We start from the raw sequence: 25,039 nt of genomic DNA, 5'->3' as shown, positions 1-25,039 counted from the left end.
AGTTTCTGTTACTTCAGTTCCCTTCCCATTCTTGGAGCATCATAATGGCCGCTCCGGTGGCAACGGCCTCGTCGGTGAGTACTCCCTGCGTAAATACCGGGCTGTATTCCGGGTAGTGGTAGGTGTTCTTCTTGGCTATCTCCAGCGAGATATCAAAGACTAGTTGATGTGCACTGACGAGAGGCCCTCCCAAAATCACGTATTCGGGATGCAGGGCATTAATCAAGTTGGCCAGTCCAATTCCCAAATAAGCGGCCGTTTCCTTAAATTGTTCCGTGACCAGGGGATCGCCTTGCGAAAGAGCGTCAACCAGGGTGGCAAAGTTAACTTGATCCGGGGAATGGCCGGACAGCAGGCTGTTACGTCCGATTTTCAACTGCGTACGGACACGCTCCTCAAGCGACGGCATCGACACGAATGCTTCCAATGCCCCGTAGTTGCCCTTGCCTCTAAGCCTTGGCCCGTCAGTCTGGATGATCATTTGGCCGACCGCTCCTTCGGTATCCACGGCGCCCCGAAGAATTTGGCCGCTGGACATCATGGCCGAACGAATGGTCACGCCGGCATGAACATAGAGGGCATGTTGGATATTTTCGGTCCGGAGCACCCAATGCTCACCGATTAGCGCCGTATTTGCGCCGTTGTCGAGTTTGGCCGGAATCCCCAGTGACTCCTCAAGCATTTCGCAAATCGGAACGTTTGTCCAGGATGGAGCGGGGAACAATTCCGGTTCCAGGATGATCCCCTTCTTTTGATCCAGCGGGCCTACCGCACCGATTCCTATGCCCAGAACATCACCGGACAAAATGCCGTGCTCAGAGAGAAATCCCCGGGCGCCTTTCGTTACATGGTCAACCAGAAGCTCGGGCGTCATGTTGACGTCCATTTTCCAGCGGGTCAAGGACAAAGCGTTGAGATGCATGTCATAAAGACCGAGCGTGGAGTAAATACGGGATATTTCCAAACCGAATATGTAGCGGTACTTCGGATTGGTCTGGAACAAGATCGGTTTTCTCCCGCCGGTGGAACTGCCTAGTCCGGAGACGATGATCAACCCCTGCGAGGACATTTCATCGAGCAGGCGAGTCATGCTGCTGCTGGTTAAAGAAAAATCATTCAGCAAATCGGCTTTGGAGACGGTCCCGAGATAGGAAATCCGATCATAAACCTGCTTTTTTATCGAAGAATTGGAATGAGGCATCATTTGTACTTTTCTCCATTTCCAAGTTAATTAGTCGGGATATCACAAGTATAGCGGGATCCATAGGGTATTTCCAGTTAAAATCATCAGAATAATCAACATAAATTCAAAATGGTATTTTTTATACTTAATAGAACGTTAATAAGCGTTATTATGAAGGTTTATCAGATATTTTACAATTATACCTCAAAACTTTAATTCAAAATGAAATTAATATGATATAATACAATTAGCTTCTTTTAGATAAGCATAACGAGACAGTAGAGGGTGAAATGGGATGAACCATGCGGTTACCCGGCAAATGAAACTAATCTTTAATATTTTTGGCGTTTTTCTAAAAATCGGTCCTTCCACTTTCGGAGGAGGGTATGCGATGATCGCCACGATCGAACAGGAAATTGTTTGCAAAAAGCGATGGATGAACGAGAAGGAAATGGGGGATATGGTGTCCGTCTCAGGCTCCGCACCCGGAGGAGTTGCCGTTAATTGCGCGGCTTTTATCGGCTATCGTCTCGGCGGAGTGCCGGGGGCTGTGGCGGCCGTGACCGCGATTACGCTGCCTACTTTTTTCATCGTTTTTATCCTCAGTTTTCTTAGCGCCGCTTTTAAAGATAACGCAAAGGTGGAAGCCGCGCTGAAAGGCATTCATGCCGCGGTAATTTCCTTAATTATTCTAGCAGCCTTTAAGATGTGGAAATCATCCGTTCTGGATGCCGCTACGCTGGTCATTGCGGCCTCCACGGTAGCTCTTCTGCTATTTACGGGAATTCATTCCTTCTATTTGATCCTTGGCGGACCGATTGCCGGGATAGCGGTGGTCTTGTTCAAGCGAAGATGGGGATTGCCCGTAAGGACGGAAAAGAAGCAGACCGAAGCGAAACGGGAGTTACATTTCCCGGAATACTACATCTGAAGGGTGATCAAGAAATGCTTTGGCAGCTGTTTTTGGTTTTTATTAAGGTGGGGCTTATTTCCTTCGGGGGCGGATATGCGGTAATGACGTTAATTCAGCGTGAGGTGGCCGGTAAAGGATGGGTGGATCCCGGAGAGTTTCAGGAAATTGTATCTTTGGCGGGGATGGCCCCGGGCTCCATTGCGACGAATACCGCCACGCTGATCGGTTACTCGCAGAGCGGGTTTTTGGGGGCTGTAGCAGCCACGGTCGGCATGATTTTGCCATCATTAATTATCGTAATTATTTTAACGGCTTTCTTCATAAGACTGCAGAACAATGATTGGGTCAAATCGTCTTTTTACGGATTGCGTCCGGTTGTGACGGGCTTAATTATTTACGCCGCGATCCACTTCGGTCTTAGCGGGCGGAGCGAATCTCTGTTGAGTTGGTCCATGGCCGGGACGTTGCTGATTTGTGTAGGGTGCCTCGCCCTGGTGACCCAATATAAGGTTCATCCCTTTGGAGTGATTCTGCTGGCCGCCGTGGCAGGCATCGTTATTTTTTAAAAAAAGCGTGAACGTAGGGTCTGAGCCCTTACGCTCACGCTTTTTGCGTTAAAAAAATATGTTATTTCCAGGGTTCCACTCGGTCGAATCGGCCGGTGACTTTACGCATGATGGATTCTCGGCATAGGCAGCGGCTCTTTGCCGAGCTCGGCCCATGCGTATTTAAGCAGCAGTTCGCTTTTCAAGGCTTCGTAACCGGTTACGTTCCACAAGTTATGAAGTTCTCCCGGGTCTTCCTGAAGATCGAAAATTTCCCCATAAGTCTGATTGTAATAAACCGTAATTTTATATCGATGATCTACGTACGTCTTTTGATGAATCGTCGTCGGTTCATGGCGGAATTCGCAGATCGCATGATCCCTCGCCTGTTCTCTGACCCCTAGCCATACGTCTTTTTGGTCAACGCCGGTCATGGACGGAGGAACCGGCAGATTGCAAAACGACAAGAAGGTTGGCGCCAAATCGACGAGCGATTGGATTGCATCGGAGCGTGCGCCCGCGGGAACCTGGCCGGAATAGCGGACGATGAACGGCAGCTTGATCAAGTCCTCATAATGGAATCCGCCCTTGGCTTGAAGACCGTGCTGGCCGAAGAAGTGGCCATGATCGGTCGTGAAGACGACGAGCGTATTGTCGGCCAGCCCCAGCTCATCCAACTTATCAAGGATTTTGCCGATATATTTGTCCATCATGCTGATCATGCCGTAATATACGGCAACCAGCTTCTTTTTGTCATATTCGGTTAATCGCGCTTTTTCTCCATACTCGTAATAATGATGGGAACGGTAGCCGTGGATGCCGAAGCCTGTCTCCATCAGATGCGTGAAGTCCGGATCCTCTTCCTGCGTCAACCCGAAATGCGGCGGATTTTGGTCGTGTTCACCAGGCATTAGGGCAGGAATTGTCAGCTTATCCGGATCGTAAATCGTGTCCCATGGCTCAGGCACCAAATATTCGGGATGGGGGTCGAAGAAGCTGGACCATAGGAAGAAGGGCTCTCCGGATTTCTTATGCTCCTCAAGACGGGCATTGCTCCGCTCGGCGATCCAGGTGTTGTAGTGGTATTTCTCGGGGATCGGCCATTTGTAAGTCTGCGCCGGGTCCATCGTTCCGGTTGGCGGAAGGAAGTAATCCCGCCAATTGGTGCAGCCTTGTTCCTCCATCCATAAGGCGTAATGCTGGCCAATATGGGCTTCATTCGTATGATTGCGGGCAAGCTCCACATGGTCGAAGCCATAGAACGGCTCATTGAATCCCTTCCAATAATCCAAATCCTGCAAAATCGGATAAGCTTCTTTCGAAGGATATTCCGGCGTAGATTTCAAAGGCTGGAAATGGGCCTTGCCGATCAGCGAGGTCTTGTACCCCGCTTCGCTGAAATCTTCTCCCACCGTATGGCGGTCCTCCAGGAGCTTCGTCCCTAGTGTCCAGGCTCCGTGCTGGCTCGGATACATCCCCGTAATGATGGAGGAACGGCTCGGGGTACAAGTCGGATTCGGGCAATAGGCCCGTCCGAATGTCGTGCCTTGCCGGGCCAGCCGATCCAAGTTCGGCGTGGATATTTCGGGATTGAACGCACCGATCGTATTCCAGTGCTGTTGATCACTTGTGATTAGTAAAATGTTAGGTCTACTGGACAATTTCAATCGCCTCCTATTATGATAATATGGGAATGTAAACGATTTATAAATAGCTTAGTGTTAGATCTGAATTGTCATTTTGTTGTATATAAGGAGGGGGATTATGTCTGAGACGGTGCGGAATATGCAGGAATACGAGTACGAATATGCCGAGTTCATCTATTACACGCCCGGAGAGTTGGATCGGGAGGGACAACTATGGCCTGTTCGTGCGGGCCGCAGTTTCGCTAAGCCCAACTACAAGGTAGGGCCGAAAAGAATTGAATGCTACAGCCTTCATTTTGTGCTGGAAGGGAAAGTCTGCTTCGAATTTGAGGATCAGCAGGTAGAGTTGCAGAAGAATGATCTGTTCTGCCTTTTTCCTGGCCAGACCTACCATTACTATTTGCTTTCTTCGGAACTGCCTCTGCGAATGAGCTGGCTGGTCTTGGACGGAGGCCGGATCATGTCATTGCTAAAGCTTGCCGGGATCACTCCCGAACGGCCGTTTGCCCACGGCAAAATGAGGCCGCCGCTAAAAGATGCTTTGGACCGCATGCTTGGCGCAATGGCACGTTTCGAGCGGTGGAATCCGGCTGTCTCCCTGGAACTTCAGGGGCTGGCCTGCGAATTGTTGGCCGGTCTGATGCCGGAATCCCCCGTTGTCCACACGTCAGAACCCTCCGGCTGGATTCGCGAATGCATGGAATTTATGGAGCTCCACGCTACCGAAGGGATATCGGTTCAGCAGGTCGCGGCGTTCGCGGGCGTGCATCGTTCCTATTTTTCCCATGCTTTTACCAATCAGGTCGGCATACCTCCGCAGAAATATATTCAGAACATCCGCATGGAGAAGGCCAGGCGTCTGCTGGTCGAAACCGAAGCGAGCGTGACGGAAATCGCCTTATCGCTCGGTTATCCGAACCTGTATACGTTCACCCGGGCGTTCAAGTCCTTTTACAAGATACCCCCATTATACGTTCGCGCGGAAAGCAGCGGATGAAGCGTGAAACACTTTTTTGACAGCGCTTACTCGATGTGATTTTCCCTGATACTTGATAAAGGAGAGGCCGACATGAAATTCATATCTCTACTCAACAAAATTTCGCCGAAGCTTGGCATTCAGGGGAAAATATTTCTAGCTTTCGGGCTGCTCAGCCTTCTATCCATCGTGACCATTGCCTCGATTGTATATATGAACATGCGCGAGACGATCAAGCATAACGCCGTTACCTCTGTCGCGGACAGTATCCGCCAAGCCGATGAATCGCTCAATCTCATGCTGGAGGAGATCGATCGCTTGAACACCGTCGCAGTTACGAACAAGAACACGGTGATCGATACGGTAATGAGTCCTAGCGAAGAAATCAGCTACGAATGGTTTCAGGAGCAGAAGCGGCTTACTGAGTTTTTATCGGGACTGTTCTCTTACAAGCCTTATATATCTCGAATAGCGGTGATCGGATTAAACGGCAAAGTATTCTTTACGGGCAGTCCTTGGATCGACCGCAATTTCCTGGATACGAAGACGATGGAATTCATGTTGAATAACGGGGAACGCCATGCCTATTTCAAGCAAAAAGGCACCTCGGACGCCATTTCCGTTGGCCGGGTCATTCGGTATAACCGGGAGACGATCGGCGTGGTGATGGTGGATTTGAAGTATGACTTCATCCGCAATACGTACGGCGTAAAACCGACCGCCGACAGCATCCTTTATGTACTGGACGAACAGGGGGAGCTGGTGTACCAATCCGATTCCGCCCCGTCCTCGATCACGCCGCAAATGCAGCAGGTCATTTATGGGAATGCGGGAACGTTCCAAGGAGCGAAGGAACAAAAGATCGACGGTAAATCCTTTATTGTTGTCAGCCGCCGCTCCGAGCATACCGGCTGGGTTACCCGGGCGCTTGTCCCGCTTGACTCGCTGCTGAGCGAGTCCGTCCGAATCCGTAACCTGATGATCGAGGTCTCGGTCATTGTCTTCGCTGTGGTTCTGCTCGGGGCGCTTCAAATGTCTTCGCGCACGACCCTGCAAATCAGGCGTCTAAAAACGATGATGATGCGGGTCAAGGACGGAAATCTGTCTTTTCCGAAGACGGAAATCAAGACGAAGGACGAGATCGGCGATCTCTACCGGGTGTTCATCAGCATGATCGATGATTTAAAACGGCTGATGCAGGACATCCGGATGAGCGAGCAGGCGAAGCACGAGGCGGAGTTGACGGCGCTGCAAGCGCAAATCCGTCCCCATTTTCTCTACAATTCGCTTAATACGATCAAGTATCTGGCCCATTTGAACGGAGTACCGAATATCGAAGAGGTATCCGGCTCCTTAATCGAACTCATGCGAAGCGTGCTCGGCAATTCCAACGAGTTCCTGACCGTCAGGGAGGAGCTTGATTATGTGAACTGTTATGTCTCCATTGTGAAGTATAAGTACATGGAACCGATCCCGGTCCACATCGAGGTTGAGGATGATGCATTACTGGAATGCCGGGTATTGAAGCTGATGCTACAGCCGATCGTGGAAAATGCCATCCAGCACGGCATAGGCTTGGCCGCGAAGGGCGGATTCATCCTCATCCGAGTGTACGGGGAGAGAGGGGACTTAATGATTGAAATAATGGATAACGGGCCGGGAATAGCCAAGGAGAAAATGTATTCGATTCTTGGAGATACCGGCAAGGATGAGAGTCCGTCTCGCTTCAGCGGCATGGGTGTGCGCAACGTGCATGAACGAATCCGGCTCATGTACGGGGAGCCCTACGGAATCCAGCTGTTCAGTGAAGAAGGGCTCTACACCAAAGTTGTAATCCGGTTCCCGCAAATAGATTCGGTCAAACAATCTCCAAGGGAGGTGAGCTAGCTGATGCTTCAAGTCCTGTTAGTAGATGATGAGCCGTTGGTGCATCATCATTTGTGGACCATGTCGGATTGGAAGAGCCATGGTTTTGAATTATGCGGAGAAGCATATAGCGGGTCTATGGCCCTTCAGGCTATGGAACAATCGCAGCCGGATATTGCCATCATTGACGTAAACATGCCTGGAATGAACGGAGTGGAGCTTCAGCGGACGATCCGGGAACATTATCCGAACGTGAAGACGATTATGCTTAGCAGCTACGATGACTATGATTATGTGCGCGAATGTCTAAGAAACGGAGCCGTCGATTACTTGCTTAAGCATCGCCTGGATGAGCAGTCGCTGATCTCCATTCTGAAAAAGGCGGAACAGGAGCTGCGGGAGGAAGCCAAGCAGCTTGGTTCCAAGGAGGCAGGCGGAGGAGCGGACGAGGGGAAAGGAATGGAATCTGTGCGCGAACGGGTAGTTCAGCTGTTTATCGGCTTGCCCGGTGCTGCACAAGCGCTGGAAGAGGATGTAAGGCAGAGTCGACTATTTGCCAATTCGGTGCGTTTTGCGGCAGCCGCGGTCCAAATCGTCCCGTTCCGGCTTCTGACAGAATCGCGCAGCGATATGCAGATCAACCGTCTGGTCCGTCAAGCCGTGGAACTTGTGCAGCAGAGCCTTGGCGATCCCGCTGAGCGGATGGCGGTGTATGTGGAGAATGGCCGATTGGGCATAGTGTTTGCATTCAAGGAGCGCAGCGAACAAGCTGCCGCCAGCGAAGCAGCCAGGCTTATGAGCAATGTCAGCCATTCGCTTGGGCTGTTCCTGAATTTGAAATGTATTTATGCGATCGGGCATATTTGCGGCAGCATGTCCAAGGTCGAATCCAGTTACCGTGAGGCAGAGCGGTCCATTGATCCGTCTGCTTCCTTGAAGGAGACGGATCGGGGTTCAAGCCATCCGCGCCTCTCGTTGACCATTGAGGAGCAGAAGCAGCTTCTCTTGTCGATTGAGAGACTTGACAAGGAGGGGGTGCGCCGGTCGATGGCTGCCGTCTTCACTTCCATGCGGAAGCTGCCGCTTCATTCGCCAAGCGTGCAGGTGGTCGTCAGCGAGCTTCTCTCGATCGGGGAGAAGACCTTGCCGTTGGACGATGCAGCGGCGGCCGGATTACCGTCCCGGGAAGAATTGGAGAATATAGGAAGCATGGCAGAAATTGAACAGTGGCTCCTTGCTTACTTCGAAAGCTTGTTGGACCTGCTTCGCGAGCGTCAAGCAGCCGGTCCTTATTCAAGGCATGTTTCCCAAGCGATTCTGCTCATTCTGGAACGATATCATAGCTACATCACGCTGGAACTCGCCGCCAGCGTGATCGGATTGAATCCTTCCTATTTGAGCCGGATTTTCAAGGTAGAGACTCAGATGACCTTCTCCGAATATGTGAATCGGGTTCGCATCGACGCAAGCTGCAAGCTGCTGGAGAGCGGCCGATTTACGGTCAAACAAATCAGCAGTCAGGTAGGCTTCACAACTTATAACTACTTTTTCAAGGTGTTCAAGGAATCCACCGGCATGACGCCGCATGCTTATATGAGCGGACCGGCAAGGGTGAGTAAATCCGTAAAATAAGTATAGTAAATAGTCAAATATGTAGAATTTGCAGGTCGAGCGGCTGAACTATAATGGGAACACATCAAAGGAAACGCTTACATCATGAGGCAAGGAACAAGATGAAGGAGGTCGTATTCGTAATGCAAAGACAATGGAGAAGAACGGCGATGAGCTTGATGATCATTGCCGCTCTGGCGCTCGGGGGTTGCAGCTCGGGCAACAATGACAACAAGGCGGCTGCACCGTCCGAGGGAACGGAAGCGGGAGATCAGACGGTGAGCAAAGAAGGGTTCCCGATTGTACAGGAGCCGGTGAAGCTGAAAATGTTCACCCGGATCGCTCCGGTCAACGGACCTTTCAAGGAGATGCCGGTATTTCAGGATTACGAAAAAATGAGTAACGTTCAAATGGAATTTATTGAAGCGCCGACAGACGGATTTCCGGAGAAGAAAAACTTGCTGTTCGCGTCCAATGAGTTGCCTGACATCATGTACCGCTCGAATATTACTCCATTGGAAGCGGTGCGTTACGGAGCCGGCGGACAACTGATTCCACTGGAAGATTTGATCAAGGATTATGCACCGAATCTCAACAAACTGATGGAAGAGTATCCGGAAATCCGCGCATCAATTACTACGCCGGAGGGTCACATATATACGATTCCTGGTATTGTTACGCTGGATTCGGCCCGGACGGACAAGAGATGGATTAATACGGCCTGGCTGGAGAAATTGAACCTGAAGGTGCCTGAAACTCTTGATGAGTTGTATGATGTGCTGGTTGCTTTCCGCGATCAGGATCCCAACGGAAACGGACAGAAGGATGAAATTCCTTTAACCTCCCGTGTTGTCGGATTGCCTATCGTGGCTGCTTTCAGCGGATCGTTCGGTCTTGACCTTCAGTTCGGCTACAACATTAACATTACGGACGACAAGGTTGAACTCTGGATGGGAAGCGAGCGCAACAAAGAAATGCTCATGTACCTGAACAAGCTGTATGCGGAAAATCTGCTGGATCATGAAGTATTCTCCCAAACCGAAGCCCAATATTTGGCGAAACAAGGTTCTGGCAATACAGGGCTGTTCTTCGATCAGACGAATAACAACTTCCTGCCAATTTCGGATCAATATACCGGAATTGCGCCGCTGGAAGGACCGCATGGCGATCGCCTGCAAAGCCAAGGCGCTCCGGTTCCGCGCGACCAAGGTGCATTTGCCATCACTTCGATCAACAAATATCCGGAAGTGTCCATGCGCTGGATCGACTATTTCTTTAGCGACGAAGGTTCGACCCTGCTTCGATTTGGCAGGGAAGGCGAGCACTACGAGCTGGTTGATGGAATTCCCACCTACAAGCCGGAATTCTCGACGGCTGAGACCCAGCCTAAGCTTACGCCATATGCCGGCGGAGGCGCGCCCCACCTGATCAGCGAATATGTGGGTTCGTACATCAATCCTCCGCAAGTACAGGAAGCGCAAAAGGCGCTGAACCCGTATATGCCGAAAATTCGTTATGCGGCTCCGATGTTTGACGAAGCCACGGCTCAAAAAGTGAACATGCTCCGTAACGATATCGACAAGTATTATGAGGAGCAAAGCACGAAGTTCATCGCCGGTTCGCTGAGCTTCGACAAGTGGGAAGAGTTCCAATCCACTTTGAAAAAGATGAATATTGAAGAGCTCCAGCAAATTTATCAAGACGCCTATGACAAAATGGCTAAATAAGGCAGATTCTCAGGTGGGATAGGAGTGGATGTTCATGAAGAACGCAGAAATCCATGAGACTGCCGCGGCGCCCCAGTTCCGACCGGAACGGGGCAGCCGCCTTATCCGGCAGATCGCCAAGAGATACGATTTGTATCTCATGCTGCTTTTGCCGATCGCATGGTATTTGCTGTTTCATTACGGCCCGCTTTACGGGCTGCAGATCGCATTTAAAAATTTCGCCCCGGGCAAAGGAATCCTAGGCAGCAGTTGGGTGGGGTTCGAGCATTTCCAGCGTTTTTTCGATTCTTACTATTTTGGGCGATTGCTCTGGAACACGCTGTCCATCAACCTGATTTCTTTACTGGTTGCTTTCCCGATCCCGATTATGTTGGCGTTACTCATTAACGAAATTCGCAGCAAAACCTACAGCAAATTATTGCAAAACATTACCTACATTCCGCACTTTATTTCGGTTGTAGTTATCGTGGGGATTTTAACTGTGTTTCTCTCGCCGACCGGCCCGATCAATACGCTGATTCAGGCCTTGGGAGGATCGCCGACCCGCTTCATGGAATCGGCAGGCTGGTTCAAGACGATTTTCATCGGCTCGAACATTTGGCAGAACATGGGTTGGCAATCGATCATATACATCGCGGGGCTTAGCGGTATCAATCCGCAGCTGTACGAAGCGGCCAAGATGGACGGCGCTTCCCGCATGCGGCGAATTTGGCACGTCTCACTGCCAGGGATCGTTCCTGTCATCGTCATTTTGCTCATTCTGGACATCGGCCAATTCATGAACATCGGCTTCGAGAAAATTTTGCTCATGCAGAACAACTTGAACCTTGAAGCGAGCGACGTTATTTCCACCTTCGTGTACACCACCGGGATTTTGAAGGGAGAATACAGCTATACTGCCGCAATTGGGCTCTTCAACTCTTTGATTAACCTGACGCTGCTGCTGATGGTGAACCGGTTCGCACGGAAAACGTCGGAGACGAGCCTTTGGTAATGGAGGAGGAGACGAACATGCCTAAAGAAGCAATTGTGAAAGGCCCATCGGATGAACGCTGGTTCGATGTTTTCGTATATTTGGTCGCAGCGGTGATTATTATCATCGTGCTCTATCCTTTGGTATTTGTAGTCAGCGCTTCGTTCAGCGACCCGGCGAGGGTATTGACCGGGGAGGTGTGGCTGCTTCCTAAGGGCCTAACACTGGATGCCTACAACAACATTTTGCACAACGACAAGATTTGGATTGGTTACCGCAATTCGATTTTCTACACCGTCGTCGGTACGCTGATCAATATAACTATGACCCTGTTGGCGGCTTACCCTTTATCAAGACCGGACTTGCCGGGGCGTAAGGGACTCATGCTGATTATTACGCTTACCATGTTCTTCAGCGGGGGGCTCATTCCGGGCTACCTGCTTGTCAAGAGCCTGGGGATGGTCGATACGATGTGGGCGCTCATCGTTCCGGGCGCGATCTCCACGTACAATCTGATTGTTATGAGGACTTATTTCCAATCCAGTATTCCTTGGGAGCTGCAGGAGGCGGCCCATATCGACGGCTGCTCCAACTGGCGGCTGCTGATCAGCATTATTCTGCCGCTGTCGAAGCCGATTTTGGCGGTAATGGTTCTGTTCTATGCGGTCGGCCACTGGAATTCCTTCTTTAATGCGCTGATTTATATCCGCACGGAAGATCTTTATCCGCTTCAATTGGTGCTTCGGGAAATTTTGATGATCAGCCAGTCTGCGGGCGTAGACGGCGGCAACGTCGGGATGGAGGAGAAGATTCTACTCTCCGAGAGCATTAAATATGCGGTCATTATTGTATCCAGTCTGCCGGTACTGATTATGTATCCTTTTGTGCAGAGGCACTTTGTCAAGGGCGTTATGATTGGTTCTATTAAAGGTTAAATGGCAATGGAGGGTGAAAATTGAACAATAAAGCAACGATTACCATCGACTGCAGCCGGGCAAGCGAGCATAGAATCAATCCCTACTTGTTCGGTCATTTCGTGGAGGATATACGCGATCATATGGAGGCTATGCTGGCCTTTTCGTTGAAAGACATGGATTTCGAGAGTGAGGCGGAGAGCAAGACGGAGGTGTCGGGAAGCTGGTATGCCTATACGAACGGACGGAATACCAAGTACGCGCTGGAGGCATCTGCGCCGAAGCATTCGGGACGCGCCCAACGCATCCGTATTCTGAGCGATGATGAAGCCTATGCAGGGATAGCTCAGAAGACTGCATTAAAAGGGCAGGTGAAATATACGGTCAAGCTGGTGGCCAGAGCCTCGATCGAGCTTAACTATGTGATCGTTGAGGCTGTGGACCGGCTCAACCAGGAGCGGCTGGGATTGGAGCGCATCGAGCTGAACAGCCACAATTGGCAGGAGTATGAAGCGGTGCTGGCGATCAGCCGGGATTGCGCCGATGCGGAGTTCCGGGTATACGTGCCGGCTGAACATCCGAGATGGCAGGACAGTGTATCTACCGGCATGCTGTGGATCGATCATGTGTCCTTGCTCCCGGAGGATCATATCGGATGGGTCAAGCGGGAAGTCGTTGAAATGTCGAGAGATTTGAATGCCGGCATGATGAGATTGGCCGGCAACTATATCAGCGCCTACCACTTTGAGCACGGCATCGGGCCAGTGCTTGAACGCCCCGTCATGTTCAATGAAGCATGGGGAGGATGGACCAGCAAATACTTCGGGACGGATGAGTTCATCCATTTCTGTCGTGAGTTGAACGTAGAACCGCTGATTTGCGTGAACGACGGCTCCGGTACTCCTGAGGAAGCTGCACAGTGGGTTGAATATTGCAACGGAGGCATCGATACGCCGATGGGGGCGAAGCGCGCCGCGAATGGACACCCTGAACCGTTCGGCGTCAAGTATTGGGAAATCGGCAACGAGGTATGGGGACCCTGGCAGGTAGGAACCTGCACGGGCGAACAATTCGCCCGGCGAACTTTATCCTTCATCGAAGCGATGAAAGCGGCGGACCCTTCGATTGTGATTCTTGCCTGCGGACATACCGATCAGGACTGGAACAGGGCGGTGCTGGATATCGCGGGAGAGAAGATCGACTATCTGACCCTGCATTTGTATCATGGATACAATCGTTTTGCGATGGACCGGGGTACGCCTGCAGAGGAGCGCTATAAGGCAATCGCCTCCTTCCCGGAATGGACGCGACATAATATCGAGGAAACAAGAGAACGGATACTCACCAACCCGAAGCATAGTCATGTGAAGCTTGCCATCACCGAATATAACACGATGTATTATCCGAACACGGTCAGAAAAGGCCTGCCGGACGAGCATACGCTGGGTGCGGCGGTCGCTAACGCTGCCAACCTAAATGAAATGCTGCGCTCAAGCGACTTGGTGCATATCGGCAGCTTCTCCGATCTGGTTAACGGTTGGCTCGGGGGCTGCATCCGCGTAGGCGATTATTATGCCGATCAATACTGTGGCAAAAACCCGGGATGGAGCGGGCGCCCGCTTAAGGTATACGGAACACCTACCTATGAGGTGATGAAACTCTACGCGGGACGCGATATTTCCCACATGCTTCCGGCAAAGGTAGAGTGCGGCACCTTCGCTGTTCAATCCAACAAACCGGCACCGATCGAATTGGACGCCTTGCCGGATCTGGATGTCGCTGCATGCACGAATAAAGACAGAAGTACGATCACTTTGTTTATCGTCAACCGGAATCTGCAAGAGGTAAGTGCTGCTTTGGATCTTGGAGGGCTCCGAGCTGCTGAAGACACCGTGCTTTATGAAATCACTGGAGAATCCGAGTGGGATATTAATTCCGTCTTTGTCCCGGATTGCATCTCCTGCAAATCCACTTCCATTCCGTTCGAAGCCTGGAAGGCGGGTTATCCATTGCGTCCGGCGTCGGTTTATGCACTGGAGATTAGAACTAAATAACTTTCTGGAGGAGCAAGATGACAACCAAGGGCTATATCAAAGATTATCCAAGACTCCAATTCGTGCGCGAAAAATGGATGAACCTGAACGGCGAATGGGACTTCCGCTTCGACGACGAAAACGTCGGGGAAATCGAAAAATGGCAGGAACAGCTGGCAGGAAGTCATAAGATTACTGTTCCATTTACGTATGAAACACAGGCCAGCGGTATCGGCATCGAGGAATTTCATTCGCAGGTATGGTACAGCAAGAACGTGTCGATTCCGAAGGAAGCGGAAGGCAAACGGGTAATCCTGCATTTTCAGGCTGTTGATTATATCGCCAAGGTATGGGTAAACGGTGTGCTGGCCGGCAGCCATCAAGGGGCCTATGCCGCATTTTCCTTCGATATTACGCCTTACCTGACATTCGGCGCTGATAATATTATTACGCTGAAAGCGGAGGACAGCGACGACTGCACCCAGCCACGGGGCAAGCAGCGGTGGACGAAGGACAATTTCGAATGCTTCTATGTACAGACCACCGGCATTTGGCAGACGGTCTGGCTGGAATATGTGGAGGAGCAGCGGCTGGATACGGTGAAGATCACGCCTGATCTGGATCATGCCAGAGTAGCCTTCGATTACCGGGTACACGGCCTGGAGACGGCAAAGGGAACCTTAAGACTGGAAGCCATCGTGACTATGAAGGACCGCCATGTAAAGACGGTAAGCCTGGTGATCGACCGGCCTCGCCTGAGCGTGGAAGTGGACCTGGTGCATGAAGTGAACGGACCATGGAAAAGAATCTTCTGGTCGCCGCAACAGCCGAATCTCTATGATGTAGAATTTGTGTTGTACCAGGATGATATCGTTGTGGACCGCGTGCTATCCTATTTCGGCATGAGAAAGGTATCCATCGAAAAGGGCAAGGTACTCCTCAACAATGTGCCAGTCTATCAAAGACTGATGCTTGACCAGGGCTACTGGACAGAGAGCCATTTGACTCCGCCGAGCGAGGAAGCGCTTATTGCCGACATCGACTATATGCTGGAAATGGGCTATAACGGCGTGCGCAAGCACATGAAGATTGAAGATGCCCGCTTCCTGTACTGGTGCGACGTTAAGGGCCTCTTGGTATGGTCGGAAATGGCAGCGACGTTCGAATTTCATGATGATGCGGTAGAGAACTTCACCAAGGAATGGCTGGAAATCGTTCATCAGCAATATAACCATCCGAGCATTATCACCTGGGTCCCGTTCAATGAGTCCTGGGGAATTCCGTACATTCTGCATGATCAAAGACAGCAGAAATTTACGGAGAGCATTTACCATCTAACCAAGTCGTATGACCCTTACCGTCCAGTCATTACGAATGACGGTTGGGAGCACACGGTCTCCGATATTATCACCTTGCACGACTATGTGGAGACCGGAGAGAAGTTCCTGAAGCGGTATGCAGGCAACAAGGAAGCGATCGTCAACAAGGAGACGACCTGCAATCAATGGAAGTACGCCCTCGCAGACGGCTACGAGTATAAAGGCCAGCCGATCATGATCACCGAATTCGGTGGAATCGCCTTCCAGTCGGATAAAGGCTGGGGCTACGGGCAGCAGGTACAGACGGATGAAGAGTTCCTGGAGCGCTTTGACGGCTTAGTACAGGCGATCAAGAGCGTGGATTATATTTGCGGCTTCTGCTACACCCAGCTTACCGATGTCCAGCAGGAAATCAACGGGCTGCTTACGGAAGACCGCAAGCCGAAATTCCCGTTGGATCAGATTAGGGAAATCAACTTGAAGTAATCGCATGAAGCAATAGAAGAAGCCCGTCCCTGAGGATAATGGAGGATCAAGCCACCGCCGACTTTCAAGGAGACGGGCTTTTGTTGAGCATTAATATTCCTCTCTTTTTTGTTGACCGCCGGATGATCACCGTTATACCATTAAAGCTGTCTGATTCAATTCCTTCCCGAAATAGTAAAACGAATACAATTCCTGCACTGGATAAAATTAGTCTAACCCTTGTTGCAGCAACGATTTTTTGTTTGACAGAGCTAAGGAATTGATCCATAATACAATTCATACTAAATTCATACGTTTTATTGGAATAAGGGGGAGTAAGCATGTTGAAGTTGAAAGGATCGTTAAAAAAGTCTGTTTGGATTGGCGCACTATCTGTTCTTATTTTGGTTTTGGTTGCCGGCTGCTCCGGATCCAATAATAAACCTGCTGAAAATAAAGGCGCGCAGAATCAAAGCAGTAACCAGAACGCAGAAGCGGGCAAACCTGTTGCGGGAGGCACCTTTGTTTATGGGCGGCCTGCTGCGGTAACATCGCTCGACCTGCATAATCAGATCACGGCAAACAACGCTTTTGCCATCGATAAAGTTTTCGAATCTCTGGTTTCCTTCGACAGTAAAGGCGAAATCGTAGATTGGCTTGCCGAGTCCCACAACATCAGCGAGGATGGCTTGAAATATACATTCGTGCTGCGTGAAGGTTTGAAGTTTTCAAACGGGAATGAGGTTACGGCGGAAGATGCCGTATTCTCGCTGGAGCGGCATTTGAAGGTGGGGGGACCGTTAGCGATTGCGGCAAAAGTGGAATCCGTCAAGGCTACGGATAACCGCACGCTTGAAATTGTGCTTCAGGAGCCGTATACGCCTTTCATTTCCGAGCTGTCCAACTTCTCCAACGGGATTATCCCTAAAGATTTCGGCGGAGTTTCCGAAGAAGAATTTTTCAAAAATCCGGTGGGCACAGGGCCGTTCGTGGTTGAAAAGTGGGATCCCGCAGGCGATCTGACTTTTGCTAAAAATCCGCATTATTGGCAGGAAGGGAAGCCGTACATCGACAAGCTTGTTTACAAGCTGATCGAAGATGACAGCCAGGCGATCAACCAGCTCAAGGCGGGTGAAGTGAACGGGATTGAATCTCTTGCGCTGCAAAATGCGAATGAGATCAAGCAAGGTCCGGATACGGCTGTCGTTACCAATGGAAGCTGGGTGACGGAGCAGCTGTTCTTCAATACCCTGGATAAGCATTTTTCCGACGTGCATGTTCGCCGCGCTTTAGCGCTGGCCATCGACCGTGAAGGTTTGACCAATGCGCTGACCTTCGGTTATGCAAAGCCTGCAATTTCTTTGTTGCCGACGGCAATCCCGTACAACTCTCACGATACGGTCAAAGCGCTTGATTTCGATATCGACGCAGCCAAGGAGGAGCTTGCCAAATCCGCCTTCCCTGAGGGTTTCAGCACCAAATTGCTGGTCGCTTCCGGCAACAGCACAAGAGCCCAGGAGGCGCAAATCATTCAGGCAGCGGGCAAGGAGATCGGGATTAATATCGAGATCGAATCGATTGAATTGGCTACGTTCCGCGAAAGATTCTTTGCTTATGATTTCTCGGCCATGCTGAACAGCGGCCAGGCGGATTCGCCGGAAGCGAATTCGATCATCGCTTTCCAAACCGATCCGGAGGGCTTCAGCAAATCGTATTGGACGCACTATACCAATGACGAAGTGACCAAGCTTCTGCATGAAGGACAAAAGTCGCAGGACGGACCGGGACGGGCCGAAATTTATTCCAAGCTGCTGCAAACCTTGGCGGATGAAGCGCCGTACATTCCGCTTTACTATCCGGATATTTTGAAAGGCGTGTCTTCTTCCGTGGATGGTATCGTTGTTTTGCCGAACGGCAGTATACGTTTTGAAGAAGTTCAATTTAAAAAATGATGAAGCCAAGCAAAACGTTAAGTGCAACGGCCGGTAACAAATCCAGGGGATCTTCCCGTTGGCTTGCTATGGTTCTCGTAAGAGCGCTGGTCGTCATTCTCTGCGTGACGACAGCGGTGTTTTTCTTGATCAGAATCGTCCCCGGGGACCCATCGAAGATGATCCTGGGCGAATACAGTACACCCGAGGCGCTCGAGAGCATGCATCATGCTCTCGGGCTCGACCTCTCTTTAGGGGATCAGTTTCTCCGGTTTGTTAAAATTCTATTTACGCAAGGAGATACGGGGAATTCCATCATTTCAGGAACCTCCACAAGGGAGCTGATTGCAGACCGGGCGCCCGTTACCTTGCTTCTGATCGGAATGGCCAGTGTTTTTGCGATTATCATCGCCCTATTGTTGGCTACGCTGGCGGCCACGAACAAAGATAAGCTGCCGGACCATTTGATCCGTATTTTTCCTACTATTACTTTAGGTATGCCCGTTTTCTGGGTTGGTTTGCTTCTGATTTTAATGTTTAGCGTCAGGTTGCGTTGGTTTCCCGTCGGAGGGGTCGGTGAAGGATGGGGCGGTACTTTGCATAGCCTCGCGCTTCCGGCGATCACCGTAGCTTTTTCGCAAATTCCCACCCTGGTTCGTTCGTTAAGAGCCCAAATGCTGGATGTCTTGGAATCCGATTTCGTGGTCACGTTGAAGGCGGCCCGAATTCCTAGAGCGATCATTATGTTCAAACATGTGATGCGGAATGCGGCGCTTCCCACGCTAATGCTGTTTGGCGTAAATTTATCGTACTTGATCGGCGGCACCCTAGTCGTTGAACAAGTGTTCGGCATTAAGGGAATCGGCAGCTTGCTGTTCTCCTCTATAGCGAAGCGGGATTTCCCGGTCATCCAAGGAATAGCGCTTTATTGTGCGATCTCTGTCGTGATCATCAGCCTCCTCGTTGAAATCATTTCCCGGTGGCTTGATCCCAGAACGAAAGGAAAATCATGAAACAGATGAGAATAGACCCCAGGTTGAATGCACACGGGAAGAGGACAAGTCTCATCGGCCGAATAGGGAGCACCCCGACCCTTCTGGCGGGAACCCTCATGTTGGCGGTGCTTGTCCTCCTGGCCGCGTTCATTCCGTTTATAAGTCCTTATCAGCCTTCCGAGCAAAACCTGAGCGCTTTTTTGCAACCTCCGTCCGCCGAACATTGGCTGGGGACGGACCAATTGGGACGCGATCTGTTTACGAGACTGATTTATGCGGCCCGCACGGATTTGAAAATCATGGTTCTGGCTGAGATCATTCCGTTTTGTACCGGCCTCTTTCTGGGCATGGTTGCCGGGTATTACGGGAAATGGCTCGATACCGTCATTACGCTGATCACGGACACGTTTATCGCGTTTCCTTTTTATTTGATCGTCATCATCGTGGCTTTTGCCAGCGGCGCCGGGGAGCGCGGCATTTATATCACTTTTATACTGGTAGGCTGGATCGTGTTTGCCCGGGTAACCCGCGGGCTTACCGCCTCGTTTCGCCAGCAGGAATGGGTAGCGTCCGCTCAAACGCTGGGATTGCCGGGCATAAGAATTATTTTGCGCCATATTCTGCCGAATGTATTGCCGCAAGCGATCGTGGTCCTCATGACCGATATGGTCGGACTGTTGGTAGCGATTGTGACGCTCGGATATCTGGGCATCGGGATTACGCCGCCGACACCGGATTGGGGCACGATGATTTCCGACGGGCAGTCTTTCATCACCACGGCTTGGTGGCTCTCGGCGGTTCCGGGTTTCGCGGTGGTGTATACGGGAATTGCGTTATCCCTTGTAGGTGACGGCCTGGCGGATCTATGGAGGAAAAAATAATGTCTTACAATATCATTCTGGAAGTAGAGGATCTGTCGCTGGAGACAAAGCAACATCAAAAATTGGTGAACCGGGTCAGCTTCGCGCTGGGCAAATGGGAAACCTTAGGCTTGGTGGGCGAATCGGGATCCGGGAAATCGCTGACACTGCGCGCGATTCTCGGACTTCTTCCGCGCGGGGTGGAGAAAGTAGCAGGAACCGTCCAAAGCGATGAGCGCACCGCTATGGTCTTTCAGGATCCCCGCGGGGCGCTCGACCCGCTTTGTCCGGTCGTGAAACAGCTTTCGGAAGTTGTGCGTTTTAGGCAACAAGTAAGCAAAAAGGCGGCTCGCGGGATTGCCCTGGAGCTGCTCGAAAGGCTCGGGCTGCCGGATTCTTTAAAAACAGAGGATCGATATCCGAGCCAGCTGTCGGGCGGACAATGCCAGCGCGTGGTCATCGCAATTGCACTGGCGTGCAAGCCGAGCATTCTGCTCTGCGACGAGCCTACGACGGCGCTTGACGTCACCGTTCAGAAACAAATCATAGAGACGATTTCAGCTTTGCAGAAGGACCTGGGCTTTGCCATGGTATTTGTAACTCATAATCTTGCTGTAGCCGCGGCGATGTGTTCCAAACTGTGCGTGATGAAGAACGGGGAGATTGTGGAACAGGGGGAGACCCTTGAGCTTCTGCAAAACCCGCAGGATCCCTATACGCAAATGTTGATCAACTCGGTGCTTCCCGTACCGGAGCTTGAAGGGAGCGAGCGGATATGGAATTAGCTCTCCAAGTGAAAAATGTATCGGTGCACTATGGCGGGTTTACAGCCCTGGATGATATCAGTTTGGATTTGCAGCAGCATAAGGTGCTGGGGCTAGTCGGAGAGTCGGGCTCGGGCAAATCCACGCTCGCCCGGGTGATTGCCGGGTTAATCACACCCGACGGAGGCGAGATTACGCTGGATTCTCAGCCCTTGTTAAAGAAGAGAAGCCGCGAACAGCGCAAACAGATTCAGATGATCTTCCAGAACCCGGACGCATCGCTGAATCCAAAACATTCTGTCCGGCAAATTCTGTCCGAAGCGTTATTGTTTCACCGAATCGTGGACCGAGCCCAAGTCGAAAAAAGATGCAAAGAGCTTCTGGCCAAGGTTCATATCGAAGAAAGCAGCTTGGACCGATTTCCCCATGAGTTTTCCGGCGGCCAGCGGCAACGGATCGCGATTGCTCGTGCTTTGAGCGTGGAGCCGAGCCTGCTGATTGCGGACGAACCGACGAGCGCCCTCGACGTCTCGGTGCAACGAAGCGTGCTGGAACTGTTCAGCAAGCTTAAGGCGGAATTAAACCTGACCATGCTATTCATTTCCCATGACTTGGGGGTCATCCATGAAATTAGCGATACGGTTGCGGTGATGCGTCAGGGACGGCTGGTGGAGCTGAATCCCAAGGATCGGTTTTTCGCCAACCCTGAAACGGCATATAGTCTCGAACTGTTATCCGCAGTGCCGAGAATGCCGAAACCAAGCACTTCAGGAGGTCTAACAACATGAGCCAACAATATGCGGGATATGTACCGTTGTCCTTATCCGAATATGAAAAACTTAATGTTTTGCTTTCCCGGTTATTGTCTACAAAGTATGCTCCGGTGATCATCCCCGGGGAGGCGATCCTGGGCATAGAAGCGGTGGCTGCCGGGATCTCGGCTCCGGGCCGTACGATTCTGAATGTAGTGACGGGCCCTTACGGAAGCTTGTTCGGGACATGGCTGGAACGCGGCGGGGCCACGGTCGCCGAGGTGAGAGTCCCTTTTGATGAAGTTGTGACGGTAAAAGTAATTCATGACGCCATAGACCGGTCCCGTCCGGTCGCGATTTCTTTCGTCCATGCCGAAGTGGTTACGGGGGGATCCAATCCGGCCCGGGAGATCCTGAAGCTTGCCCGTGACTATAATCTCGTTACGGTGATGGATTCCGTTTCGGCCGTTGGAGGAGAGAGCCTATCGGTTGACGAATGGGCAGCCGATTTTGTAGCGATCGGCGCCCAAAAGGCGTTGGCCGGTCCGAATGGCGTGAGCGCCGTAAGCGTGTCCCCGCGAGGTTGGGAGTTTCTTGAATCCAACAGAAACGCGCCGCGCAACTCCATCCTGTCTTTACTGGATTTGAAGCCTGGTAAAGACGGTGCGGCACCGCTTCGAGTTCCTCCCAACATTCCTGCCCTGGAGGCCAGGGCTTTAATCGCTGCTTTGGCGCTTGTCGAAGAGGAAGGGCTGGAGCAGGTGATCAAGCGTCATGAACTTGCCGCAGCATCAACCTTAGCAGGCATTAAAGCATTGGGAATTGAGCCTTGGCAGAAGGATAGCAGACACTATTCAACGCTTACTACGACGGTACGGATTTCCGGGGATAAGGGCTTGCTGATCGACCGCCCTATTGGCATCATAGCCCCTGGAGACGGTGAATTATTCGGGCAACTGCTGCGAATCAACCATTTCGGGGCGAACGCTTGCCGCCAGAGCGTTGAAGAGGCCATCAAGACGCTTGCGCAGTTGTTAAACCGTGAGCCGGATCAAGCGATTGAAGCGATTTTGCAGGTTTGGGGGGAGAAGCATGAGCAATAATGGTCCCCGAGCTCAATCATTTAATCGAGTTTATATTACGGGTATTCAGGGAAAACGCTTCGATATTTCCATTCGGGACGGAGTGTTCCATTCGATTGCCGAATCGTCGGGACCGGTTCCTGACGAGGGGACTGTTCCAGCCCAAGATTTGTGGATTAGCCCGGGGATCATTGATCTCCATACCCATTTGGCTTGGACGGATTTTGATCATACAGATCAATTGAAACGCGACATTCAGGAAATCGAAGAGATGCAGGCTCGAGCCTTAGAAGCTACCCTTCGCACCGGCGTGACCACGGCGAGAGATGCGGGCGGACTGTTGCCCGGCACGGCCCAACATCTGGTTCAAACGTATCAGGTGCCGTTACGGGTTCATACCAGCAGCGAGATGCTTGGAGCCGCGGACGCCAAGGGGACTATCCATTTGGATCAGCGCCTGAAGCAGATCTACGATACCGGTGCGGGCTGGGTCAAAATTATGGCGACGGGCGGCCTGGGGGCTCCGACGGAAAAGGTGACGGATCCGGTGTTTTCGGAGGAAGAGTTCTCGTTCATCGTGCGCCATGCGCATGAACATGGCAAAAGGGTGCTGGTTCATACCTGGGGCGGGGTAACCGTGGACTGGTCCGTCGATGCCGGCGTGGAGTCGATCGAACATGGCATGTTCCTGACCGAGAGCCAAGCCGGAAGACTTGCCGAATCCGGCGTTGCCTTTGTGCCGACGACGTCGATATACAGGATTGCCGCCGATCCCAAGGGCGTACTGGCTTTGAACCCGGTCATCTGCGATCGGGCCGCCCGCGCCGCCGAGGCACATTCTAACGCGATTGCCTATGCCAAAAGAGCCGGGGTGCAAATCGGGTTCGGAACGGATTATGCGACTCCAGCGCTTCATGGTTACAATCTACAGGAACTCGATACCCTGATGGATTATGGATTAACCCGCGCGGAAGCCTGGCAGGCAGCCACCGGAAATGCGGCCGAAATTTTGGGTTGGGGTCACCGATTGGGACGTATTGCGGAAGGATACATTGCGGATGCCGTTATTTTCGACGCAGATCCGTATATGGTTGACGATGCAGATAGTCTTCGTAAGCACATCGTTTCCGTCCTTACCGGAGCCCGGGAATTGTAGCAAGATTGAGCGACGGAATTGGGGCAAAAAAGATGAAGCATAAGAGCCGGCCTGCTTATATCAGTTCCGGCTCTTTTTGCGTTGGTCATGAAAAGTGGATCTTAGAACATAGTCCGGTGCAATCTTGATATCAATGGACCCTGCCCATTGATATTTTTAACGTTGTCATTTTCCCATTTCCTCATTATAGTTAGTTTGTTGAATATACAAAGTAGCGGCACTTTAGATCTGGGATCAGGGCCATGAGGAGAGGGAAACGTGATTTATGGATTTTTGCTGTTATTGCTAGGCTGTTTGTTCCAGGGTAGCTTTGGACTGGGGATGAAAAAGTACCAGCCGTTTTCATGGGAAGCTTTCTGGATTGTTTTCTCGGTTATCGGGATTCTGCTGATTCCGATCGGCTGGACCTGGCTGGAGGTTCCCTATTTTCTGGATTATATTCGGGAGACGCCCGTGGAAGTGCTTGGATTGGCTTCCCTTTGCGGCTTGGTGTGGGGAATCAGTTCGATTCTGTTCGGCAAGGCAGTCGATTCGATCGGGGTATCCTTGACCTATGGCGTGAATATGGGGATTTCCGCATCGGCAGGCTCGCTCATTCCGTTGCTCATCTTCGGCAATATTCCGCCGATCCGCGCTTTCAGCTTGCTGCTGATCGGAATGCTGATCATGTTGACAGGGGTGGTTGTCATTACGAAGGCCGGTTTGGATAAGGAAAAAAGCCTCAACCGTCAGCTGGCTGGGTCAGGAAACGGTACAGGAAATATCAGAAAGCCGCTGTCGAAAGGGCTCCTTATGGCTTTGTTCGCGGGGCTGGGCTCGGCTGCGATGAATATCGGGTTCGTTTATGCGAACCAGACCCTGGATATTGCGGCGGAGCATGGTGTTGCGGCGATCAACGCCAGCCTGATTCCATGGGTGATCACTTTGTCCGGCGGTTTCATAGCCAATTTTGTTTATGCCCTCATCATGCTGATCAAAAACCGGACCTATCGTGATTTTGTTGCGCCGGGCTCGGGAAAAGCTTACGTTAAAGCTATCATTACGTCATTTGTGTGGTTTTTTGCGCTTGGCTTCTACGCCAAAGCGACCGTCATGCTCGGACCGATCGGATCAAGCGTCGGCTGGCTTGCCTTTAACGGTCTTGCCCTCATCGTCAGCAACGGCTGGGGATTGAAGGACGGGGAGTGGAAGGGATTTGCCGGACCTAAAAAATGGCTGCTGGCGGGTAATGTCATCCTGATCGTCTCATGGATTGTAGTCGGCATATCGAACGCATTGTCTTAATCGGTGATCCATAAATAAAACAAGGCCATCCTTTCGAGGATGAC

At 51.4% G+C, this 25,039-nt stretch carries 20 protein-coding genes; 18 read left to right on the top strand and 2 right to left on the bottom strand.

From position 1 onward, the window contains the following. Window positions 1-13 precede the first annotated feature (13 nt). Window positions 14-1,204, bottom strand: coding sequence for an ROK family protein (locus DFP94_RS09390; RefSeq protein ID WP_114496209.1), 1,191 nt, complete (start codon window positions 1,202-1,204; stop codon window positions 14-16). Between the two features lie 274 nt (window positions 1,205-1,478). On the opposite strand from DFP94_RS09390, the gene DFP94_RS09385 reads away from it, so the two are divergent. Both DFP94_RS09385 and DFP94_RS09380 read left to right on the top strand, forming a co-directional pair. Further along, complete coding sequence (locus DFP94_RS09385; protein WP_114496208.1) at window positions 1,479-2,114, top strand: chromate transporter; 636 nt, start codon at window positions 1,479-1,481, stop codon at window positions 2,112-2,114. 14 nt (window positions 2,115-2,128) lie between these two features. Further along, the gene (locus DFP94_RS09380; RefSeq protein ID WP_114496207.1) at window positions 2,129-2,662 is read left to right on the top strand and encodes a chromate transporter; all 534 of its coding nucleotides are present in this window, start codon (window positions 2,129-2,131) and stop codon (window positions 2,660-2,662) included. A gap of 101 nt (window positions 2,663-2,763) precedes the next feature. On the opposite strand, the gene DFP94_RS09375 is transcribed toward DFP94_RS09380, so the two are convergent. Further along, window positions 2,764-4,302 carry a sulfatase family protein gene (locus DFP94_RS09375; protein WP_114496206.1) on the bottom strand — a complete coding sequence of 513 codons (1,539 nt, stop codon included), beginning with the start codon at window positions 4,300-4,302 and terminating at the stop codon, window positions 2,764-2,766. A gap of 103 nt (window positions 4,303-4,405) precedes the next feature. Here DFP94_RS09375 and DFP94_RS09370 point away from each other — a divergent pair, with 103 nt between their 5' ends. The 16 genes from DFP94_RS09370 (at window position 4,406) to DFP94_RS09295 (ending at window position 24,995) form a co-directional block, all read left to right on the top strand. Continuing rightward, window positions 4,406-5,284, top strand: a complete 879-nt coding sequence (locus DFP94_RS09370; protein ID WP_342768232.1) for an AraC family transcriptional regulator — start codon at window positions 4,406-4,408, stop codon at window positions 5,282-5,284. 72 nt (window positions 5,285-5,356) lie between these two features. Then, window positions 5,357-7,150 carry a sensor histidine kinase gene (locus tag DFP94_RS09365; protein ID WP_114496205.1) on the top strand — a complete coding sequence of 598 codons (1,794 nt, stop codon included), beginning with the start codon at window positions 5,357-5,359 and terminating at the stop codon, window positions 7,148-7,150. Window positions 7,151-7,153: 3 nt separating this feature from the next. Then, window positions 7,154-8,761, top strand: coding sequence for a response regulator transcription factor (locus DFP94_RS09360; protein ID WP_114496204.1), 1,608 nt, complete (start codon window positions 7,154-7,156; stop codon window positions 8,759-8,761). A 122-nt stretch (window positions 8,762-8,883) separates the two neighbouring features. Next, window positions 8,884-10,467, top strand: coding sequence for an extracellular solute-binding protein (locus tag DFP94_RS09355; protein ID WP_114496203.1), 1,584 nt, complete (start codon window positions 8,884-8,886; stop codon window positions 10,465-10,467). Window positions 10,468-10,501: 34 nt separating this feature from the next. Next, window positions 10,502-11,461, top strand: coding sequence for an ABC transporter permease (locus DFP94_RS09350; protein WP_114496202.1), 960 nt, complete (start codon window positions 10,502-10,504; stop codon window positions 11,459-11,461). A 17-nt stretch (window positions 11,462-11,478) separates the two neighbouring features. Continuing rightward, the gene (locus DFP94_RS09345) at window positions 11,479-12,375 is read left to right on the top strand and encodes a carbohydrate ABC transporter permease (protein ID WP_114496201.1); all 897 of its coding nucleotides are present in this window, start codon (window positions 11,479-11,481) and stop codon (window positions 12,373-12,375) included. Between the two features lie 20 nt (window positions 12,376-12,395). Continuing rightward, window positions 12,396-14,408 (top strand): alpha-L-arabinofuranosidase C-terminal domain-containing protein, encoded by a 2,013-nt coding sequence (locus DFP94_RS09340; RefSeq protein WP_114496200.1) that lies wholly within the window; start codon window positions 12,396-12,398, stop codon window positions 14,406-14,408. Between the two features lie 17 nt (window positions 14,409-14,425). Beyond that, window positions 14,426-16,192 carry a glycoside hydrolase family 2 protein gene (locus DFP94_RS09335; protein WP_114496199.1) on the top strand — a complete coding sequence of 589 codons (1,767 nt, stop codon included), beginning with the start codon at window positions 14,426-14,428 and terminating at the stop codon, window positions 16,190-16,192. 320 nt (window positions 16,193-16,512) lie between these two features. Continuing rightward, entirely contained in the window at window positions 16,513-18,123 is a 1,611-nt protein-coding gene (locus DFP94_RS09330) for an ABC transporter substrate-binding protein (RefSeq protein ID WP_114496198.1), read from the top strand. Further along, window positions 18,120-19,115: an ABC transporter permease gene (locus DFP94_RS09325; RefSeq protein ID WP_220270902.1), complete on the top strand. Its 996-nt coding sequence runs from the start codon at window positions 18,120-18,122 to the stop codon at window positions 19,113-19,115. The genes DFP94_RS09330 and DFP94_RS09325 overlap by 4 nt, the downstream gene beginning before the upstream one ends. Beyond that, on the top strand, window positions 19,112-19,978 hold the full coding sequence (locus DFP94_RS09320; RefSeq protein WP_245954651.1) for an ABC transporter permease: 867 nt from the start codon (window positions 19,112-19,114) through the stop codon (window positions 19,976-19,978). The genes DFP94_RS09325 and DFP94_RS09320 overlap by 4 nt, the downstream gene beginning before the upstream one ends. Then, complete coding sequence (locus tag DFP94_RS09315; RefSeq protein ID WP_114496197.1) at window positions 19,978-20,742, top strand: ABC transporter ATP-binding protein; 765 nt, start codon at window positions 19,978-19,980, stop codon at window positions 20,740-20,742. Before DFP94_RS09320 ends, DFP94_RS09315 begins: the two co-directional genes overlap by 1 nt. After that, window positions 20,733-21,509, top strand: coding sequence for an ABC transporter ATP-binding protein (locus tag DFP94_RS09310; RefSeq protein WP_114496196.1), 777 nt, complete (start codon window positions 20,733-20,735; stop codon window positions 21,507-21,509). The genes DFP94_RS09315 and DFP94_RS09310 overlap by 10 nt, the downstream gene beginning before the upstream one ends. Next, window positions 21,506-22,576 carry an aminotransferase class V-fold PLP-dependent enzyme gene (locus DFP94_RS09305; protein ID WP_114496195.1) on the top strand — a complete coding sequence of 357 codons (1,071 nt, stop codon included), beginning with the start codon at window positions 21,506-21,508 and terminating at the stop codon, window positions 22,574-22,576. Before DFP94_RS09310 ends, DFP94_RS09305 begins: the two co-directional genes overlap by 4 nt. Continuing rightward, complete coding sequence (locus DFP94_RS09300; protein ID WP_114496194.1) at window positions 22,566-23,711, top strand: amidohydrolase family protein; 1,146 nt, start codon at window positions 22,566-22,568, stop codon at window positions 23,709-23,711. The genes DFP94_RS09305 and DFP94_RS09300 overlap by 11 nt, the downstream gene beginning before the upstream one ends. A 258-nt stretch (window positions 23,712-23,969) precedes the next feature. Beyond that, window positions 23,970-24,995 carry an L-rhamnose/proton symporter RhaT gene (locus DFP94_RS09295; protein ID WP_114496193.1) on the top strand — a complete coding sequence of 342 codons (1,026 nt, stop codon included), beginning with the start codon at window positions 23,970-23,972 and terminating at the stop codon, window positions 24,993-24,995. Window positions 24,996-25,039: the final 44 nt, after the last annotated feature.

The organism is Fontibacillus phaseoli (genome assembly GCF_003337355.1).
Classification (GTDB): domain Bacteria; phylum Bacillota; class Bacilli; order Paenibacillales; family Paenibacillaceae; genus Fontibacillus; species Fontibacillus phaseoli.
The sequence above is the reverse complement of the archived record's forward strand: the minus strand, read 5'-3'. Positions and strand labels throughout refer to the sequence as shown.

What these genes read in the sequence shown, in the direction of transcription:
- DFP94_RS09390 (WP_114496209.1), bottom strand. Translation starts at nt 1,204, where the DNA reads ATGATGCCTCATTCCAATTCTTCGATAAAAAAGCAGGTTTATGATCGG.
- DFP94_RS09385 (WP_114496208.1), top strand. Translation starts at nt 1,479, where the DNA reads ATGAACCATGCGGTTACCCGGCAAATGAAACTAATCTTTAATATTTTT.
- DFP94_RS09380 (WP_114496207.1), top strand. Translation starts at nt 2,129, where the DNA reads ATGCTTTGGCAGCTGTTTTTGGTTTTTATTAAGGTGGGGCTTATTTCC.
- DFP94_RS09370 (WP_342768232.1), top strand. Translation starts at nt 4,406, where the DNA reads ATGTCTGAGACGGTGCGGAATATGCAGGAATACGAGTACGAATATGCC.
- DFP94_RS09365 (WP_114496205.1), top strand. Translation starts at nt 5,357, where the DNA reads ATGAAATTCATATCTCTACTCAACAAAATTTCGCCGAAGCTTGGCATT.
- DFP94_RS09360 (WP_114496204.1), top strand. Translation starts at nt 7,154, where the DNA reads ATGCTTCAAGTCCTGTTAGTAGATGATGAGCCGTTGGTGCATCATCAT.
- DFP94_RS09355 (WP_114496203.1), top strand. Translation starts at nt 8,884, where the DNA reads ATGCAAAGACAATGGAGAAGAACGGCGATGAGCTTGATGATCATTGCC.
- DFP94_RS09350 (WP_114496202.1), top strand. Translation starts at nt 10,502, where the DNA reads ATGAAGAACGCAGAAATCCATGAGACTGCCGCGGCGCCCCAGTTCCGA.
- DFP94_RS09345 (WP_114496201.1), top strand. Translation starts at nt 11,479, where the DNA reads ATGCCTAAAGAAGCAATTGTGAAAGGCCCATCGGATGAACGCTGGTTC.
- DFP94_RS09335 (WP_114496199.1), top strand. Translation starts at nt 14,426, where the DNA reads ATGACAACCAAGGGCTATATCAAAGATTATCCAAGACTCCAATTCGTG.
- DFP94_RS09330 (WP_114496198.1), top strand. Translation starts at nt 16,513, where the DNA reads ATGTTGAAGTTGAAAGGATCGTTAAAAAAGTCTGTTTGGATTGGCGCA.
- DFP94_RS09325 (WP_220270902.1), top strand. Translation starts at nt 18,120, where the DNA reads ATGATGAAGCCAAGCAAAACGTTAAGTGCAACGGCCGGTAACAAATCC.
- DFP94_RS09320 (WP_245954651.1), top strand. Translation starts at nt 19,112, where the DNA reads ATGAAACAGATGAGAATAGACCCCAGGTTGAATGCACACGGGAAGAGG.
- DFP94_RS09315 (WP_114496197.1), top strand. Translation starts at nt 19,978, where the DNA reads ATGTCTTACAATATCATTCTGGAAGTAGAGGATCTGTCGCTGGAGACA.
- DFP94_RS09310 (WP_114496196.1), top strand. Translation starts at nt 20,733, where the DNA reads ATGGAATTAGCTCTCCAAGTGAAAAATGTATCGGTGCACTATGGCGGG.
- DFP94_RS09305 (WP_114496195.1), top strand. Translation starts at nt 21,506, where the DNA reads ATGAGCCAACAATATGCGGGATATGTACCGTTGTCCTTATCCGAATAT.
- DFP94_RS09300 (WP_114496194.1), top strand. Translation starts at nt 22,566, where the DNA reads ATGAGCAATAATGGTCCCCGAGCTCAATCATTTAATCGAGTTTATATT.